Origin of the sequence: Larkinella punicea (assembly GCF_003334855.1) — a bacterium.
GTDB lineage: Bacteria > Bacteroidota > Bacteroidia > Cytophagales > Spirosomataceae > Larkinella > Larkinella punicea.
On sequence record NZ_QOWE01000034.1, the window covers coordinates 49653 to 69279 of the forward strand.

A 19627-nucleotide genomic window follows, 5' to 3' on the forward strand; every position below is an offset into this window, starting at 1 on the left:
TTTTAACTTTTCACTTTTAACTATCTTAATCTTCTTCATCGATTTGATATTGTTTAATCTTCCGGTATAACGTCCGTTCGGAAATGCCGAGTGCCTGGGCTGCGTATTTTCTTTTGTTGTTATTCCGGCGTAAGGCTTTGACAATCATTTCCTTCTCTTTCTTCTCCAGCGACAGCGAATCGTCTTCTTCGGTTTCGTGGGTGATGTCTTCCACCGTCACATCGTTGTTGGCATCCGTCTCTTCATATTCGTCCACATCGATCAGATTGGCGGGCGGCAGCAGGCGGGGTAAGGCTGGCTCCGGTTCCGGCGTCAGCTCGCCCGACTGGAGCGTATCGAACAAATCCTTGTGGTTATTCAGGATTTCGTGGCCGTTCTTTTCGTTTTTCAACACGTCGAGTACCAGCCGTTTCAGCTCGTTCATATCCCGGCGCATGTCGAACAGCACTTTGTACAAGAGTTCGCGCTCGGAGAAATTGTTTTCCGAATGGCCACCCGGCAGCACCATCGGCGACTGGGACGATTGTGACGAAACCGGCGGCAGATACTTCGCCAGGGTTTCGGCTTCGATGACTTTATTGTTTTCCGATTCGAGAATGGAAATTTGCTCGGCAAGGTTCTTAAGCTGGCGAATGTTACCCGGAAACGGGTAGCGCAGAAGCACCTGCTTGGCGGCTTCCGACAATTGAATCGGTTTGATGCGGTAGCGTTCGGCGAAATCCGTCGTAAATTTCCGGAACAGCAGCTCAATATCGTCACCCCGTTCGCGCAGGGGCGGCACGAAAATCGGCACGGTATTCAGCCGGTAATACAAATCCTCCCGAAACTTGCCCTGTTCAACAGCCGCCAGCAGGTTGACGTTGGTGGCCGCAACGACCCGCACATCGGTTTTTTGGACCTTCGACGAACCCACACGAATGAATTCCCCGTTTTCGAGCACCCGCAAAAGCCGGGCCTGGGTACCCATCGGCATTTCGCCGATTTCATCCAGGAAAATGGTGCCGCCGTTGGTGGTTTCAAAATAGCCTTTCCGCTGATCGACGGCCCCCGTGAACGAGCCTTTTTCGTGACCGAACAACTCCGAATCAATCGTGCCCTCGGGAATGGCTCCGCAGTTGATGGCAATAAACTGGCCGTGTTTGCGGCTGCTGAGGCTGTGAATAATCTTCGAAAAAGACTCTTTCCCGCTGCCGCTCTCGCCCGTGATCAGTACGGTCAAATCGGTCGCTGCGACCTGAATTCCCACGTTGATGGCGTAGTTCAGGGCCGGCGCGTTACCGATGATTCCGAACCGCAGCTTAACCGACTGGATTTCTTTTAAATTCATAAGTACTGGAAAGGGGAACTCTTAAACCGTAACGCCCCGCAGCGTGGCCGCCGTGCAATCCGTTACCAACACGTTGACATACTGGCCTTTCTGATAATCGCCTTTCGGAAAAACCACCATTTTGTTGTGGTCATTCCGCCCGCAGAGGAAATCGTCGGAGCGTTTGGAAAACCCTTCGATCAGCACGCGCTGGACCTGACCAATGTGCCGCTGGTTGCGTTCGAGCGACAGCTCCCGTTGCAGGGCAATGATCTCGTTCAACCGGCGGAGTTTGATGTCATACGGAATGTCATCGACGTATTTTTTAGCCGCCGGGGTGCCGGGGCGTTCCGAGTAGGCAAACATGTAGCCGTAGTCATACCGGACGTATTCCAGCAACGACAGCGTATCCTGGTGTTCTTCTTGCGTTTCGGAGCAAAAACCGGAAATCATGTCGTGGGAAATACCGCAATCTTCGCCCAGAATGGCCCGGATCCGGTCAATTTTCTGCATGTACCAGGCGCGGTCGTAGGTCCGGTTCATCAACTTGAGAATCCGGTCGTTCCCGCTCTGCGCGGGCAAATGAATGTATTTGCAGATGTTGTCGTATTTCGCCATCGTGTACAGCACCTCGTCGGTGATGTCTTTCGGGTGCGAAGTCGAAAACCGGATGCGAAGGTCGGCATCGACCAGGGCCACGCGTTCGAGCAGTTGGGCGAAGTTTACTTTTTCCAAACCGTCTTCCGACGTCCATTTGTAACTGTCGACATTCTGCCCGAGCAAGGTAACTTCTTTGTAGCCAGCCGCAGCCAGGTCGCGGGCTTCCCGGACGATGGAGTGCGCATCGCGGCTCCGTTCGCGGCCCCGGGTGTAGGGCACCACGCAGAAGCTGCACATGTTGTCGCACCCCCGCATGATGGAGATAAACGCCGTTACGCCGTTGGAATTCAAGCGAATCGGAGAAATATCGGCGTAGGTTTCTTCGCGCGACAGGAAGACGTTGACGGCTTTCTGGCCCGACTCGGCTTCTTCCACCAGCTTCGGAATGTCGCGGTAGGCATCCGGTCCGGCCACGATGTCCACCATTTTTTCTTCTTCCAGCAATTTGGCTTTCAGCCGTTCGGCCATGCAGCCCAACATGCCGACCAGCAGCTCCGGTTTCCGTTTTTTCAGGATATTCAGTTGCTTGAGCCGGTTGCGGACTTTCTGTTCGGCATTGTCGCGGATGGCGCAGGTATTCAGGAAAATCACATCGGCGTCGTCGGCGGAAGCCGTGGTGGCAAAACCCGCATTCCGCATCACCGAAGCGACAATTTCGCTGTCTGAAAAATTCATCTGGCAACCGTAGCTTTCGATGTAAAGCCGCTTCTTGCCCACGGCCAGTTCCTCTTCCAGCACCCGTGGTTCGTCCGCGCCAGTTTTATCCGCTTCAGTCAGTATGGATAATGTCTCCGTAATGCGTTCCATATTTTGTATTGTCATTGACTGGTAATCCCGTTCGCTGTTGTGGAGATTCCAAAACACGTCATGGGGATAACCGGAAACTCCTAAAATTGAGTTTCAAAGTTACGAAGATTTTGGGGAACTGTGACAGTTTGTCAGGTAAGGACTTGTGATATTAGAACGGATAGCCGATCCCGAAGTTGATAACGAGTGGGTTGGGGCCTTTGAACATTTTGTCGAACCGGAATTTGGGCAGAAAATACCGCTCATCGACGAATTCGCCCGGCCTTTTTCCCTCAACGATGTACGCATTGGGATCATTCGGGTTGGGGTTATAAATGAAATACCGGGCGGGATCGTACACTTTAATGGCCCCATCCAGCCGGATGATGAAGAAGGAAAAGTCGATGCGAAGCCCAACGCCGGTTCCTACGGCAATCTGCTGGACGAAATTTCGGGACAGGTATTCGCTGGGAGATTTTCGCACCTGGAAGTTTTCACCCAACCGACTGCCATTGTCACGTAGCGTCCAGACATTCCCGGCATCGATAAAGACCGCCCCGTTGATATCACCGCCCAAATGAAACAAATGCGTCCGTAATTCCGCCGAAGCTTCGATCAGAATATCACCCGGTTGCTCAAAATCGTAGCGAAACTGACCGGGCCTTTTTGGATTAAATTCAGGCACCAGAATATCGGTATCGGAAGTGTAGGGAATTGAAGAACCTAAACCGAGTCGGCGGGGGAGCCAGGCACGGATGCTGTTGCTCCCCCCGGCAAAAAAGAGTTTTTCATAGGGCGCGGTTTTGTTCTCTCCATATCCAAAGACAAGGCCGGTATTGAGCCGAAAAGCCAGGGTGGTTTTGGCACGTAGGGGAATATAATGCCGGTAATCAACATTGCCCCGCAAATACTTATAATACTGCAAACCGGATGTTGCAGTGGTGTTAAAAAAACTTTCAAGTTGCTGATTACTGAAAAAGTTTAGGGTTGTGCCTCCCGATTCAAACGACAAGCGAAGGAAATTAGCACGACGGTTTTGCCCCAGAATATTCGTATTGTACGTATACGTAAAACCGATACTGGAAGAAAATGCACTCAAAAAGCTTTTTCGAATCGTACTTCCTAAGGAGTCCTGGGTGTTTAAATAATTCAGAAAAGCAAGCCCATCTTCTCCTGGCTTTATCGTCGCTTTTAAGTAGTTGATCTCGGCAACCGTAAAATTGTATTGGTGGGTGTTGTTTTTCAGCCAGTTATAAGACAATGCTGTCCTTAAAAGCCGTCGCCCGTAATCAGGGCGGCTGGTATAGTTGTAGCCGAGGCTAATCTGCGTGCGGGGATTGAGTTGGCTAAAGATAAATCGGGCTTTTCCCGGGAATAGGATATGAGGGAAAATCAAGGAAGTGTTTAGCCCCAATTCCTGGGCAAAACCAATTCCGCTGCTGTTTAATGAGAAACCGGTCTGTGCTTCAAAACCGTATCGCAATGCCGTTTCGAAGGTCCCGAGCCCACCAAATATATTATGTACCCGGAACGAAGCTGTTCCAAAAGGCCCCGGATAGCCCTGTCCCTGATACAAAACAAAAACCCCGCCTTCACTGCTCAATTCGTATTTGTCGATGGGTACCAGATTAAACCGCGTCCGCAGCCGCCGACCAGTCGTATCGATGAAGCTGATATTGGCAAACCGGAACTGGTTCAACAAAAACAACTGCCGCTGGGATTCCTGGTAATTTTTGAGACGATAGACACTGTCGGGGCGCAGGAAAATCCGGCTGTCGAGCAACCGGATCGCGTAATTCTGTTTGCCCAGCAGAAACTTCAACCCCCGGTACTGAACCGTATCGAGCGAGGAGCGGTCTTCGGCCCGCGCCACCCGGACTTCCACTTCGCCGATGGTATAAACCGGATGCTCCGACTGGCCGGGCGGGTTGGCAATCCGCAACCACATATTTAGCCTGTGAGGTTTTGAATCAATGCTGTCTTTTTGGGCCGAATCTACATCAAGTACATCGAGCGGCAACGGAATATATTGCCGTGTAAAGCTGTAATAGCCATTGTTGCGCAGCAATTCTTCAATCCGAATGCGTTCATTTTCAACGTTTTCGGCGTTGTAGCGTTCCCCGGATTTCAAAACCGAGCGGTTGAGCGTGGGTCGCACAATGGAATCGACCCGGGGGTCGGTAATCTGGTACGTAATCTGGTTGAGGTGAAACGGAACGTTTTCGACGATGTTATAAGTCACCCGTACCCGGCGTCCGAGCGTTTTGCTGCTATCGACCGAATACGACGCTTTGCCCAGAAAAAAACCGTTGTTGAACAAAAACCGCTGCATTTTCTGCGCATTTTCTTTGGCCTCTGTTTCAACAAAAAAGGCGGGTGGTTCTCCCAGCGAACGCATCACCCAGTTGCCTTCTTCGGCTCTCCGGCGCAGGCGCGTGAGCTGGCGGTTGTAGCGTCGTTCCTGTTTTCGGTACGATTTGGTAGAGTCCGGTTTTTCGGTAAACTGGTCATATTCTTTGCGTTTGGCTTCGAGCGCGCGCTGGGCGGCTTCCTGATCATAGGTTCGTGATCCCAGGCGGTAGAACCAGAGCGCGGGGGTGATGGGCAGCCGCAGAATCCGGCGGTTGGGCTTCTGCGGAATGAGGGCTTCAAAGTCGGAACTGGGCAGGGTTCGGTTTCCCCGGACGGTCTGACTGAAGAGTAGATACTGGTTTTTTTGTAAATTTTCCGAACTTACGCAGCCCGAAAGGGAAACGCCCAAAACCAGGCAAAAAACTAAAAAATAGACAGTACGAATGGCAAATTGCGGCTTACGGCACAGCAGGCTTCTCCCTAATTCGTCATTTGTACCCTTTACTTCGTAATTTCTTCCCATGATTTCCAAATCGCTCAGCAAATATATTCAGTCACTCCATCAGAAAAAATACCGGCAGGAACTGGGGGCTTTTTTGGTCGAGGGTGCCATCAATGTCCTGGAACTTTGTGCGTCGGATTATCAGATTGAAGTATTGCTGGTCACGGAGCCCTTTTACAAAGAAAACGCGCTGCTGCTGGATAAACAACGGGTTCGGCTGGAAATGGTTTCGGCCGACGACCTCAAACGCGTGGGTTCGCTGGTGGTCAACGACAGTGCGCTGGCCGTAGTCAAAACGAAAGAAAACCGGTTTTTAGTGGCCGATCCCGACGAATTTGTGCTGGTTCTGGACGACATCCGCGATCCCGGCAACCTCGGAACCATTCTGCGCATTGCCGACTGGTACGGAATTCGTAAATTGATCTGTTCGCTTTCAACCGCCGATGTGTATAACCCCAAAGTGATCTCGGCCAGCAAAGGTTCTTTCACCCGGGTAGCCTGGTATTACTGCGATTTGAAGACGTATCTGGCCGAACAGGCGCAGGGGCCGGTCTACGGTGCTTTTCTGGATGGCGCTTCGGTTCATTCGCTCGACTTCGGAACGGCGGGGTATATTGTGATGGGTAACGAAGCCAACGGGATAAGTGTAGAGGTAGAGGAGCTTGTCAGTCAGCGGATTACCATTCCCCGATTCGGAGAGGCTGAATCCCTGAATGTCGGCATTGCCACGGCCATTATCTGTGATAATCTTCGGCGGGTGGAAACCAGTCGGGAGGGCATAAAATAAAAGTAGCCCTGTTCAACGCAAGGCTACTTTTACTGCTTTCTTAACCTAAACTAAATGTACATATTGTTTACAAAAATACGACCGAAGACTTGCACGACATTTAACCCAATATGGGGGATTTATTAAAAAAAGGATATGGCGTAAATTTGTGAAACTGGGGGATTTTCTCCCCCAAACCCGATGAGAACACTTTTAGGCATACTATTCCTCTGCGTCAGTTGGGTGACCGCGTTCACCCAGGCGGTAAAAAGTTTGCCGTCGGGAAATTCCTTCGAATCGCGGGGGCCGGTGATGCAGTTTCTGGATCAGATTTCGGTCGATAACGGCCTGTCCCAAAGCGAGGTGTATTGTGTCTTAAAAGACAGTCGCGGCTACGTCTGGTTCGGTACGCAGGATGGCTTAAACCGCTACGACGGTTACCAGATCACCCACTACAAGCACAATCCGTTCGATAGCAGCTCAGTTTCACACGACCAGATCATGTCGCTGTATGAGGACGCCCGCGGAAAAATCTGGGTCGGCACCGTCAACGGCCTGAATCAATACGATCCGGTTACCGGAAAATTCCGGCGGTTTTGGGATTTGCTGGAACCCAAACAACGTCGCTACGGCCTGACGACCATCAACGCCATCACCGCCGACCGCTTCGGAACCCTGTGGCTGGCCACCAGTTGGGGGCTTAAACGGATGGTTTTCAAAAATGCGACGGAATATGAGGTGGTTCAATACACCATCGAAAGCGAGGAAGACCGACGCGCCCAGATGGTCAACGCCCTGCTGGCCGACCGAAACGGCCTTTTGTGGGTGGGCACAGCGAGCGGTCTGGCGCAGTTGCCCATCACCCCGCCGAAACCGAAGCTACCCCGACCCTTGCCCGTTAAACTCGTGGCTTGTACGTCCGGACTGCTGTATGAACTCCCGGATGCCTGGGTGAAAACCCTGACGCTGGATGATTTTGGAACGATCTGGGTCGGAACGCCCGGTGGCATCGCCCGGATCAATCCGGCCTTGAAGCAATCGGAAATATACCCGGAAATTGGCGAACGAATGGGCGACAGTCCCATCACCTCGATTCACATCGACCGCTACAAGGTGCTGTGGATCGGAACCCCCCAGTACGGAATCTACCGCTTTAAAATCGTCAGCGATCAGCACATCCGCTACATCGACAGCATTCAGGAGGATTTATTTGGCAAAAAAGGACTGAAAACCGGTGCCATCAATGTGATTTACGAAGGCCCGGCCCCGCTGGAAGACATCGTCTGGATCGGCACGCACGACGCGGGCGTACAGCTCTACAGCCGGTCTAAAAATAGCTTTCGGCAGTGGCCCACGATCACCAACCGGCAGCAGTCATCGGCGGCCGGGCTGGTGTTTGCCGTCACGACGGATCATGCCGGGAAGCTCTGGATCGGCACGCACGAAGGGCTGATTCAGGTGGATCGGCTGACATCGGCTGTTCAGCGGTTTCGGGCCAATCCGGCCGATCCGTACGGCCTCGGGAGCGACCGGATTCAGTGTTTGCACGAAGACCGCCGGGAAAATTTGTGGGTCGGCACCACGGAAGGGCTGTATCGGTATGACCGGCAGAAAAACCGCTTCGAGCGTCGTCTGGCCGGAATGGGAAAGGAGATGAGTTCGCGGAGCAGCGAAAAAGGCGACGGCGTTCTGAGTTTGTACGAAGACAAGAAAGGCAATCTCTGGGTGGGCGGTTATTCCAGTTTACGGCGGATCGATGCGAAAACCGGGCAGGTGACGACGTATCGCCATGATCCGAAAGACCCGAACAGTTTACGGGCACTGATCGTCTATGCGGTTCACGAAGACCGGAACGGAATGATTTGGGTGGGAACGGGGTTCGGGCTGAATAAACTGAATCCGGCAACCGGAAAAATCACCCATTATCAAAACAACCCAAAAGACCCCAACAGCCTGATTGGCGAACAGGTGCTGGGCTTCCTGCGCGACAGCAAAGACCGGTTCTGGATTTGCAGCAACAAAGGGTTCAGTAAAATGGTGTATGGCGAGAAGGGCGAGGAGAAGTTTATTCATTATACCGAACGCAACGGACTGCCGAATGAACTGGTCTACGGGGCGCTGGAAGACGCCCGGGGGCGCATCTGGATGAGTACGAATCTGGGGCTGTCGTGTTTCGATCCGCAGACTGAGAAGTTTGAAAATTACGATATCAACGACGGGCTGACCATCAACGAGTTCAACATGAATGCCTACCACCAGGCCGCAGACGGTGAGCTGTTTTTTGGTGGTATTGGCTCCCTGGTTAGCTTTCTGCCGACGCGCATGGTGAAAAACCGCCACTTGCCCCGCACGGTGCTGACCTCGTTTCAGAAGTTTGAAAAACCGGTAAATGTCGATAGCGTGCTGGCCAGGAATGGCAGAATCTTGATCCGGCCGGGCGAGAATTTCTTTTCGTTTTCGTTTGCCGCCCTGGATTATACCAACTCGCACAAGAACCAGTATGCGTATATGCTGGAAGGTTTCCACGACGGCTGGATTGAAAGCGGGGTGCGCCGGTATGTGAGTTTTACGAATCTGAAACACGGTGATTATGTGCTGAAAGTACGGGGTTCCAACAGCGATGGCGTTTGGAGCGATGCGAATATGCTGCGAATTCCGATCACGGTTTTGCCACCTTTCTGGCAAACGTGGTGGTTTCTGGCGATTCTCGTCACCGTGATTGGTGGAGCGGTCTGGCTGGTGTACAACTACCGGGTGAAAGTGAAAGTGAAACACCTGCTGGAACTGGAGCGGGTGACGCTGGAAGAGAACGAGCGCGTGCGGAAAATGGCGGCCCAGGATCTGCACGATGAATTTGGCAACACGATCACCCGGATTTCGATGCTGACCGAGATTATCAAAAGCAAATTGAATGGCCACGGCGCGGAGATTTCGCCCCTGCTGACCAAAATCAGCGACAACAGCAACCGGCTGTATCAGGGCACCAAGGATTTCATCTGGGCGATCAACCCCGAACACGATAATTTTCTGGAAATTGCCATCCGGCTGAAAGATTTCGGCGATGACGTTTTCGACCGAAGCCAGATCACGTTCGAGGCCATTGGCATCACCGACGATCTGCGGAAGGCCATTCTGCCGGTTGGCACGAGCCGCCACCTGATTTTTCTGTTTAAAGAAGCCATGAGCAACACCCTAAAGCATTCCCACGCCACGGTTTCGCAGATTCACTTTGCGATGCTGAACCGGCGGATCGAAGTGTTGTGGAAAGACAACGGGATCGGTATTCAGGAAAATAACAAGGCCAAAACCGGCAATGGTTTGTATAACATCCGCAGCCGGGCCGAAAAAATTGGCGGAAAAGTAGATATTCAGTCCGAAATGATGGAAGGAACCACGGTTATCTTCCGAATGGACATCCCGCACATTGGGTGAAAGCCCGATCCCCACTTCATCAACTTCCTTTCGTAAAGACAATTGCCCCGTTGGTGTAATAACGGTGGAACATGCCCTAAAAAAGTAGTTATTTAACCTGCAAACTCTAATGAACACACTATGAATGGAACTCAACTGTTACGCAGTCCGCAAACGATCGGAATTTGCATTGTAGAGGACGACAATCTAATTCGCGACGGTTTCGCCTTGCTCATCAACAGTACGTACGGTTTTAAGATCATCAATACGTACTACCGTTGCGAGGATGCCTTAAAAAACATTCATTCCGACTCGCCGGATGTGGTTTTGATGGACATCGAACTGCCGGGCATGAACGGAATCGAGGGAATTGCGCGAATCAAGAAACTCCGTCCCAAAACCAACATCATCGTGGTGACGGTCTACGAAAATGATGAGCTGGTATTCAAGGCTTTGTGCGCCGGAGCAGGCGGTTATCTAACCAAAAACATGCAGCCGACGCGCCTGCTGGAAGCCATTCGGGACATTCAGGAGGGGGGCGCACCGATGAGCACCAACATTGCGCGGATGGTGGTGGCGTCGTTTCAGAAAAACCGCAATTCGCCCCTGACGGCCCGCGAAACCGAGGTGCTGGAATTGCTGTCGAAAGGCAAAAGTTACACCACCATCGCCGAGCAACTGTTTGTTGACAAGGAGACCATCCGGACGCACATCAAGAACATTTACTGGAAACTGGAAGTCCATTCCAAAGCCGAAGCCATCGAGAAAGCAATCAAAGAAAGGCTGATTTAGGCGGTAAAATCCCCTCTAATGGGGTAGAGTGCCGCCCAGCCGTTGCCGTACTTTTGTGATGTTGATGCGTGGGCAGGGCAAAAACCATGTGCGTTTCGACAAAAAATGAAGTCAGGTTCCGAGCCTTCTGAACCTACTCTATGAGATGAACGTAAATAGAAAAACCAGTCGATTCGGCTGGTTTTTTTTTGTTTAAAAAATCCCCCTTCCTGCGGGATTTCCAGACTGGTTAGGTTAGTGACCTTTGTGACAGACACTAATCAGCAAACCAATGAAAATACTGCTACGAGGAATCTTATTGATGCTTTTATGCTATCAGTATGGGCTTTCCCAATCAAAAACCGTGTCCGGAACCATCCGGAGTGCGTCCGACAAATTGCCGATGCCCGGGGTGACCATCGGCATCAAAGGTACCACCCAGGGTGCCACCAGCGACGGAAGCGGTGCCTTCCGCATCAGCGGTATCCCGGACAATGCCACGCTGGTGTTTTCGTTCATCGGCTACAAAACCCAGGAAATTGGCGTTGGAAACCGGACGAATTTCGACATTGTGCTGGAAGAAAGTGCGGCCATCCTGAACGAAGTGGTGGTGACGGCGTCGGCCATTGAGCGCGAGAAAAAGACGCTGGGCTACGCCGTGACCAATGTGAAAGGGGAGGATCTGGTGCGGGCCAACGAGTCGAACATGCTGCGGTCGTTGCAGGGCCGGGTGCCGGGGGTTCAGATTTCGAGCGCATCGGGAGCCGCCGGGGGCGCCACACGCGTGGTGATTCGCGGGGCGCAATCCTTCAACGGAAACAACCAGCCGCTGTATGTCGTCGATGGCATTATCATCAGCAACAACAACACGACCACATCCCTTGGAACCGGTGGTGACCTCAACAATGGCGTGGACATTACCAACCGCGCAGCCGACATCGACCCCAACAACATCGAGTCGGTTTCGATTCTGAAAGGCCCGGCCGCAGCCGCACTGTACGGATCTCAGGCGGCTTCGGGGGTGATCATCATTACCACCAAAAACCGCAGCAAGGCCGTCACCGAAAAGCCCCAGATCAGCCTGAACAGCTCGGTCAATTTTGAAAATCCACTGCGTTTACCCGACTACCAGAATACCTTTGCGGCTGGTTTCGACGGGGTTTATGACCTGCTCGATGCCGGAAACGTGAGTTGGGGACCGAAAATTCAGGGTCAGAAAGTGGCCGACTGGCGCACCTACGGTTTGTATTCCCTTGGGCAACAGGACAGTCCGGATTCGATTCCGCTGGTGGCCAGGCCCAACAACGTTCGCAATTTCTTCGAGACCGGGGTGACGCTCAATAACTCGTTTTCGGTGCGGAACAACAACGGAACGTCCAATTACATTCTGACGGTTTCGGATGTCAACACCAAATCCATGATTCCCAATACCAATTACCACCGTACGGTGGTGAACGTGGGGGCCGGAACCAAGTTTTTCAACAACAAGGTGTCAACCAATTTGTCGGCGACCTTCACCCGTTCCGGTGGTGATCGGGGTGTTCAGGGTCAGGGCCGGTCGAATATTCTGCAAACGATTTACAACACGCCCCGCGACATCGAAGTGTCGGACCAGAAGGATTTCAACGATCCGCGCTACAACCTTGATGGGTATTATCTGGCCGGTTTCCGGAATAATCCGTACTGGCTTTTGGAGAATAACCTGCTGAAAGACAATGTGAACCGGTTTTTTGGAAATGCACAAGTTAGCTATGATCCGGTGTCCTGGCTCAATTTTACATACCGGATTGGAACCGATATGTACTCGGATTTGCGGAAGCAGCGGTTTGCGCAGGGCACCATTGCCACCGTTGGCGGGCGTTACGTGGAAGACAATACCACCTTCCAGAGTCTGCTCTCCGATTTTATCGTTACCGCCAACCGGGATCTGAGTCCGAACCTGAATCTGAAAGTAATTCTGGGTCATAACCTGCAGGATCTCAGCATTTCGCGGGGTGTCTACGACGGTCAACCGCTGATTGTTCCGGGTTTCTACGACCTCAGCAATGCCAGCACCATTGTAACCACCCGAACCGACAACCACACGCGTTTGTACGGGATCTACGGGGATGTACAGCTTGCCTACAAAGACTACCTGTTTCTGGATGTAACCGGCCGCAATGATTATTCGTCGACCCTGCCGAAGAAAAACCGGTCGTTTTTTTATCCGGGAGCCAGCGTAAGTTTTATTCCCACCTCGGCTTTTCTGGATCTAAGAAACAATGCGTTGAGTTACCTGAAAATCCGGGCCAACATGGCGCAGGTGGGGAAGGTGGCCAATGCCTACCAGATCAATCCGGTGTTTACGCGCACTTCCATTACGGACGGCTTTCTGGCGTTGTATCAGTTTCCGCTCAACGGCATTGCGGGCTTCTCGGTCGGCAACATCCGGGGCAATCCGGATTTGCGCTCGGAGCTGACCACCTCCTGGGAGATTGGTACTGAAATACTGTTTTTCAACAACCGGCTGGGCGTCGATTTTACCTACTATAACTCCAAAAGCGAGCAGCAGATTGTGAATGTGCCTATTTCGAGTACGTCCGGTTTTCTGGCGCAAACGCTGAACGCCGGGGCCATGACCAACAAGGGTATCGAGTTGCTGCTGACGGGAACACCCGTGAAATCGACATCCGGGTTTCGCTGGGATGTTTCGCTAAACTTTACCCGCAATCGCAACAAAGTCACCGAGTTGTATAATCCGCTGGCGCCGGTTGGCCTGGGCGGTTTGTCTTCACCGAGTTTGCAGGCCCGGTTGGGCGAACCGTACGGGGCGTTTTTTGGTAGCAAAATGCTGCGTGATCCCGAAGGGCGCGTGGTCGTCAATGCAACCACCGGCCGGCCGCTCGCCGACCCGGTTTTGCAGGTATTGGGGAACATTCAGCCCGATTTTTCAGCCGGTTTGAGCAATACGGTTTCCTTTAAAGGCCTGTCTTTCAATGTGCTGGTTGATACGCGTCAGGGTGGAAAATTTTACTCCCAAACCGCGAACCTCGGTCGGTTTGCCGGTTTTACCAAAGAAACGACCTACAACGACCGCGAACCGTTTGTCTATCCAAACTCGGTGATTCAGAACCAGGACGGCACTTTTACGCCCAACACGACCATCAAAACGAACGGAGGGTACGAGTACTGGTCGACGGTGTCGAACTTCGGCGAAAATACGCTGTTTGATGCCTCATTTGTAAAACTGCGCGAAATGAGCCTGAGCTACGCCCTGCCGAAATCGCTGATTGGCAAGACACCGTTCTCTACAATTCAGGTATCGTTGATTGGCCGGAATCTGATGCTGTGGACCCCCAAATCGCAGCCCAACGTCGATCCGGAAGTGAGTTCGTTCGGCACCGGTAACAGCCAGGGTTACGAATACCTGGCCTATCCGTCGACCCGGAGCTACGGGGCCAGTCTGAAAATTGTGTTATAACCGATTCCTGATTTTTCAATTCTATGAAACGGATCCTCTTAAAAGCGGTTTTGCTGTCCCTGTTTGTCGGACTGAACACCGCCTGTGAAAAAGATTATTTAGACATCAATACCGACCCCAACAACCCCTCCGAAGCGGACATCAACCTGACGTTACCGGCGGGACAGGCACAGGTGGCCTTTATCGTGGGCGGGCAACTCAACATCCTCGGCGGTATTCTGTCGCAATACTGGTCGATCCCGAGAGGGGGAAATCAGTTTCGAACCTGGGATCAGTACAACATCACCTCCTCGACGCTCGACGGGCAGGGCGGGCAGTTTGCCAATTTCTATGCGGGGGCTTTGCAGGATTTTCAATACGTCATCAACCAGGGAAGCCAGCAGAATGAGTGGCGCATGGTGGGCATTTCCAAAATCATGAAGGCCTACGGTTTCGGCGTATTGACGGATTTGTACGGGGACATTCCGTTTTCGGAAGCCCTCGATGCCGACAAAACCATCATTCCCAAATACGACGCTCAGAAGGATATTTACGCCGGTTTACAGGCCTTGCTGGATGAGGCCAAAACCGACATTGCGAAGCGGCAGGGGCGTTTTCCGGGAACATCGGACATGCTGTACCAAGCCGGGAACGAAGCCGGGATGGACCGGTGGATTCGGCTGGCCAACACGCTGAAACTGAAGTTTTACCTGCGGATGAGTCAGGTAGACCCGACGGCGGCCCGAACCGGCGTTCAGGCTCTGTATGCTGCCAGCGGAACGGCTTTTATGCGAACCGGTGAAAGCCTGCAACTCGTAAACGGAACCGTGACGAATTCGGAAAATCCGTTTTGGCAGGCCAATTTCCGTTCGCCCAACAACCTGACGGCCAGCACGACCATAGGCAACCTGATGCAGCCGAACAACGACCCCCGGATTCCGGTCTTTTTTCTGGATGCCGATTTGCGGACGCCCGAAATGGAGTACGTGTTTACGCCCAACGGCACGACCTCGACCAACACGGCGGTCCTCAGTTCGTATCCGGGTAAGTACTTTATCGGACAACGGTTTGCCAACGGAGCCATCAACGGGACCGCAGCTACGAGCGGAGTGACGACGTCGGACGACAATGCAGCCAAGGCGCGCCCGGTGGTGTTTTTGGCCTACGAAGAAAGCCTGCTGCTGCGGGCCGAAGCCATTGCCAGAGGCTGGGCCGGAACCACCGCCGATGATCCGGCCAAACTCTACAACGAAGCCATTACCGCGTCGATGACCCGGTTTGGGGTTCAACCCGGTGATTACCTGACCAAACCGGGTGTCGATTACACCAAACAAACCGATAAAATCAAGGCGATCATTACCCAAAAATATTTGGCTTTGTACGGTTTGAATGGGGTAGAAGCCTGGGTGGAACAACGCCGGACCGGTTTTCCGGCACCGACCCTGCCGGTGGTGAACCTGACCGGCAACAAATTCATGAAAAGACTGCCGTATGTCGATTCGGAACTCCAGCGAAATCCGAGTATTGCGACTACCGGTATTGCGCCCGGCGACGTGCTTACCCCCGTTTGGTGGGATGTCGATTGAGCCAGATTTATATTTACAGTGTATAGGGAACGATAATTTTGCGATCAAAAACCAGCCCAATCGGCTGGTTTTTTCTTTATCCGTTCTTTCGACCACTCATCACACTTCTGGCGCATCCCCCTAAAATCACCTCATTTGCGGTACGTGGAGCAGGTACAATTCGGGTACTTTTAGCCCATTGAAAGTTTGCCGAAAATGAATCATTGGTCACTAAAAACAACAAATACTATGAATCGTATCCTGAAAGCAGCCGCCTTACTTCTCTTTCTGAGTCCCCCGGTTTTGGCCGGAACCGTGTCGCCAACACCGATTCCCGGCGACGACAAAGAAACCGGGTCGGTCTCGGCTGCGCCGAACGTAACCCGGACCAAATCCATGGGGGTTGCCATTTACCGGTCCATCAATACCGCCAAGATGAACCTGATGATCGAAAACTACATTGAAGTTCCGATTCAGGTTACGTTGATGAATGAGAACAAAGAAGTGCTTCACGCCGAAAAAGTGGGGAAACGGCTGAAAAAATACTGGCGGAAATTTGATATGGAAACGATGAAAGACGGGTTGTATACCTTCGAAGTGAGTGATGGATTCACCAAAATCACGAAGGCTTTCCGGCTCGAAACGCAAAAAGTGGAGGTAAAGCAACCCGCCCGGTTTGTGTCCCTGCTGAATGAATGACCGGTTTTTCCGGCCTGATCAATCCCTCGCTGACGAAGGTAACGTGCGTAAAAGAAGGCCGCTCTTTTACGTCGTTCTTCGCTGCGGGGGATTTTTTAATTAAAGAGTTATTTCGCGGAGGTAAGCAGAGTTAAAAAGAGTTAAGCGGAGAAAAAACGCTGCTAAACTCATCTACGCTCTGCTAAACTCTGCGAAACAACTTTTTTTCTTTACTCCGCTGGTTCCAGATTAATCAGATCCAGCACAATTTTCCACTGTCCCTGGCTGTCTTTTTTCCAGATTCGGAGGTAATTGCCCATTTGTTTAACGGCTTTGCCGGCTACCGTTGCCATCACCTGCGAATTTCCATACACATATCCCAAATCACCCGATTCGGCCACGGAGGCATTCAATGGTAAGAAACCGAGGGTCACGGGCTGCTTCAGGAGCGAGTCGATCGCGGTGCGTTCAACATACGGTTGCTGGTTCATCCGGTACAGTCGGGCCTGGGGGGCGAGGTATTGTTTGTAGGTCGCGGCTGGTCCGCTTTTTTCCAGCACCTTGATAAACTGGTTGTCGAAAGCCAGCAGTGCTTCCCGGTTTTTGGCCGTGTCGGAGCTCGTCACGCTGCGAATACCGGTGGCAGCCCGAATGGTGTTGACGGGTGGCGTGGGTGGTTCCGGGTGTGTGATGCCGATGTCCAGGGCAATCCGCCAGCTATTATCGTTCTGTTTTTCCCAAAGCGTTACGTAATGACCATAGCCCGTAGGCTTGTCCGCCAGGGTTTTCGGCCGGGATTCCCACGGCCCGGTCGTATAGCCCAGATCCCCCGAAGCCGACACATCGGCGGCAATCGGTTGCCAGGTCAGCTTTCCGGGGCTTTCGGGGCCTTTTTCAAACAACTCCCGCCCATTGGTCACTTTGCCCTTGGTAAACAAAATACCGTCCGGGGCCAGATACGACAAGAAGGCTGCTTTGGTTGTGCTGTCCCGGGATTGCTGGGCAAATTTCTTTTCGGTGTTGACCAGGTTTAGCAACGGACTCTGTGCCAGGGCCGAAACGGCCGCCGACAGGAGGGTAACCGACAGGATAAACGTTTTCATACTACATAAACGAACTCATGCTTGATTCGTTTGCCAATTCTTTGGCGTGTTCTTTGCCGAGGTAGTTATCAATCAGATAATGAGCGACATAGAGAACGGGCGTTAGCACAACCGCAATAAAAAACTTGTAGATGTAATTGACAATGGCGACGGCGATAACCTGTTTGAAAGGCCAGTTTCCGAAAACGTAGAAAGCGATGGTCAGCACGACAAAGCTGTCGATCAATTGCGAAACGAGCGTCGAACCGGTGGCGCGGAGCCAGATTTTGCGGCTGCCGGTAATTCTTTTCAGTGACTGAAAAACCGTGGCATCCAGCAATTGCCCCACCATGAAGGCCGTAATCGAACCGATGATGATGCCGAGACCCTGCCGGAAAATCATGGCAAACGCATTGTTGATGTTGACCGGATTTCCGACGGCATCGGTTTTGTTGACGTCGAGCCAGAATTGCGCCGGCGGAAGGGTGGTGACGAAGTAGATAATTAAAAAACTGTAGGCGATAAAACCGGCCGTAATGTACGAGATTTGTTTGACGCCTTTAATGCCGTAATATTCGTTGATAATGTCGGACGTTATAAAAACGAAAGGCCAGATCACGACGCCCGCGGTCAGGTTAAAATCCAGCACGAAATCGCCGAGCAGGTGCAATTGCGCCGGGGGGACGCCCAGCAGGGTTTCGGCGGAGAAGATTTTGACCCCGATAATTTCGGCAATAATCGCATTGGTTAAGAAAACCGCACTGAGAAAGATGTAGAGGTTGGTTTTTTTGCTGGTAAAAGAGGCCATCAGGGAGTTAAGAGTTAAGAGTTAACGGTGACGAAAGCACTGACAAGATATAACGCAGAATGCTTAACTCATAACGCTTCGTTTAGAACGCCTGATCGATTTAAGGGTCCCGGATTATTTCCCCCTACTTGCTTCGTTTTTTTGCCTCCGTTTGAAGACTTACCTATAGATTATCGACGGAATTCTCCCAAATCCTGTAAATACAGGTGTCAACCGGATGGAAAGGCTTTAATCCATCTTTACCTTTGAGGATTACCAAAATTCACCTGCATGAGAAAGATTACAGTATCGGCCACATTCGGTTTCCTGTTTGCATTGCTGATTACTCTCCCCGTCGGATTGGCCGTTGCTCAGACTACCCCCGTGGCACCTAATCCCCCCTTTGAACTTAAAAACGGCGACCGGGTGGTTTTCCTGGGAAATTCACTTTTCGAGGATGACATGCAGTTCGGCTACCTGGAACTGGCCCTGACCACCCGCTTTCCCGACCGCGATGTTACTTTCCGCAACCTGGGCTGGACCGGCGACAACGTTTTTGGCGTAGCCCGGAGCACCATTACGAACCCGCCCACCGGCTACGATCTGCTGATGGAACACCTCACGAAAGCCAAACCAACCCTGGTTTTTCTGGCTTTTGGCGGGATTGAAGCCCAGGATGGCGAGGCTGGTCTGCCGGTTTTTCGCGACGGTTTAGCCAAACTGATCGACAAAATTGACCAGTTGGGTGCCAAAACCATTCTGTTGTCGCCCATTCCGATTCTCTCCGCCGATACGCCCGAAAACCGGGCCAAACGCAACGCCATGCTGGAAGTGTATGCTTCGGCGATGGGTAAAATGGCGTCGGAGCGCGGCAAACCGTTCATCGATGTTTTCAAACCGATTCAGGAGGTAAGCCAGAAAGCGACCATCACCGAAGACGGAATTCACCTCAATGAAACCGGCTATTATTATCTGGCGACCCTTCTTGAAAAAAGTCTGGGACTTCCGGCCAGAACCGGGAATATTGCAATCACGGTTTCCAAACAAGGGGCCGAAGCGACAGCCCCCGTTAAGATCCTGAATCCGGGACAGGAAACGCCCAATTTGAAGTTTACGATGGACGAAGGTTCCCTGCCGCTTCCGTTGCCGGAAACCGTGGAGGCTGTGCGCGTCGTTAAAATTACCGGCCTGAAAAAAGGCTTTTATACGCTCACCAACGACCAAACCGACGTCATCACGGCTTCGGCCAAAGACTGGGCAGCCGGGGTGCCGATCCGGCAGGGAGCGGCTTTCGAACAGGCCAGCCGGTTGCGGGAGATGATCCTGAAAAAGAACGACCTGTTTTATTTCCAATACCGCCCGCTGAACACGACCTACATTCTGGGATTCCGATCCTACGAACAGGGACGGCATGTGAAGGGCCTGGAAGAGCAGAATATCCTGATCAAGTGGCTGGAAAGCCAGATTGCCCTGAACCGAACGCCCAAGGCGAGCGTGTATCAACTTACCCTTTTGAAGTAAC

The 19627-nt window shown here is 52.2% G+C and carries 12 protein-coding genes; 7 read left to right on the forward strand and 5 right to left on the reverse strand.

What is annotated here, in order from left to right:
• Positions 1–25 precede the first annotated feature (25 nt).
• The 3 genes from DUE52_RS29800 to tamL all read right to left on the reverse strand — a co-directional run bounded on the left by DUE52_RS29800 (position 26) and on the right by tamL (position 5513).
• Positions 26–1327 carry a sigma-54 interaction domain-containing protein gene (locus DUE52_RS29800; RefSeq protein WP_114409788.1) on the reverse strand — a complete coding sequence of 434 codons (1302 nt, stop codon included), beginning with the start codon at positions 1325–1327 and terminating at the stop codon, positions 26–28.
• A 21-nt stretch (positions 1328–1348) separates the two neighbouring features.
• Positions 1349–2773, reverse strand: a complete 1425-nt coding sequence (miaB, locus tag DUE52_RS29805) for a tRNA (N6-isopentenyl adenosine(37)-C2)-methylthiotransferase MiaB (RefSeq protein WP_114409790.1) — start codon at positions 2771–2773, stop codon at positions 1349–1351.
• A 151-nt stretch (positions 2774–2924) separates the two neighbouring features.
• Positions 2925–5513: a translocation and assembly module lipoprotein TamL gene (gene tamL / locus DUE52_RS29810; RefSeq protein ID WP_229312360.1), complete on the reverse strand. Its 2589-nt coding sequence runs from the start codon at positions 5511–5513 to the stop codon at positions 2925–2927.
• 112 nt (positions 5514–5625) lie between these two features.
• Here tamL and DUE52_RS29815 point away from each other — a divergent pair, with 112 nt between their 5' ends.
• The 6 genes from DUE52_RS29815 to DUE52_RS29840 all read left to right on the forward strand — a co-directional run bounded on the left by DUE52_RS29815 (position 5626) and on the right by DUE52_RS29840 (position 16257).
• Positions 5626–6393 carry a TrmH family RNA methyltransferase gene (locus tag DUE52_RS29815; protein ID WP_114409793.1) on the forward strand — a complete coding sequence of 256 codons (768 nt, stop codon included), beginning with the start codon at positions 5626–5628 and terminating at the stop codon, positions 6391–6393.
• Positions 6394–6573: 180 nt separating this feature from the next.
• Entirely contained in the window at positions 6574–9804 is a 3231-nt protein-coding gene (locus DUE52_RS29820; protein WP_114409794.1) for a ligand-binding sensor domain-containing protein, read from the forward strand.
• A 120-nt stretch (positions 9805–9924) separates the two neighbouring features.
• A complete protein-coding gene (locus tag DUE52_RS29825; RefSeq protein ID WP_114409795.1) occupies positions 9925–10575 on the forward strand; it encodes a response regulator in 651 nt (216 codons plus the stop codon).
• Between the two features lie 271 nt (positions 10576–10846).
• A complete protein-coding gene (locus DUE52_RS29830) occupies positions 10847–14014 on the forward strand; it encodes a SusC/RagA family TonB-linked outer membrane protein (RefSeq protein ID WP_114409796.1) in 3168 nt (1055 codons plus the stop codon).
• A gap of 23 nt (positions 14015–14037) precedes the next feature.
• Positions 14038–15579: a SusD/RagB family nutrient-binding outer membrane lipoprotein gene (locus DUE52_RS29835; RefSeq protein WP_114409797.1), complete on the forward strand. Its 1542-nt coding sequence runs from the start codon at positions 14038–14040 to the stop codon at positions 15577–15579.
• Between the two features lie 228 nt (positions 15580–15807).
• Complete coding sequence (locus DUE52_RS29840; protein ID WP_114409798.1) at positions 15808–16257, forward strand: hypothetical protein; 450 nt, start codon at positions 15808–15810, stop codon at positions 16255–16257.
• A gap of 209 nt (positions 16258–16466) precedes the next feature.
• Here DUE52_RS29840 and DUE52_RS29845 read toward each other — a convergent pair whose 3' ends face one another.
• Together DUE52_RS29845 and DUE52_RS29850 are read right to left on the reverse strand one after the other, a co-directional pair.
• Positions 16467–17339: a YybH family protein gene (locus DUE52_RS29845; protein ID WP_114409799.1), complete on the reverse strand. Its 873-nt coding sequence runs from the start codon at positions 17337–17339 to the stop codon at positions 16467–16469.
• Position 17340: 1 nt separating this feature from the next.
• Positions 17341–18126, reverse strand: a complete 786-nt coding sequence (locus tag DUE52_RS29850) for a queuosine precursor transporter (RefSeq protein WP_170315714.1) — start codon at positions 18124–18126, stop codon at positions 17341–17343.
• A 270-nt stretch (positions 18127–18396) separates the two neighbouring features.
• On the opposite strand from DUE52_RS29850, the gene DUE52_RS29855 reads away from it, so the two are divergent.
• Positions 18397–19626, forward strand: coding sequence for an SGNH/GDSL hydrolase family protein (locus DUE52_RS29855; RefSeq protein WP_114409801.1), 1230 nt, complete (start codon positions 18397–18399; stop codon positions 19624–19626).
• Position 19627: the final 1 nt, after the last annotated feature.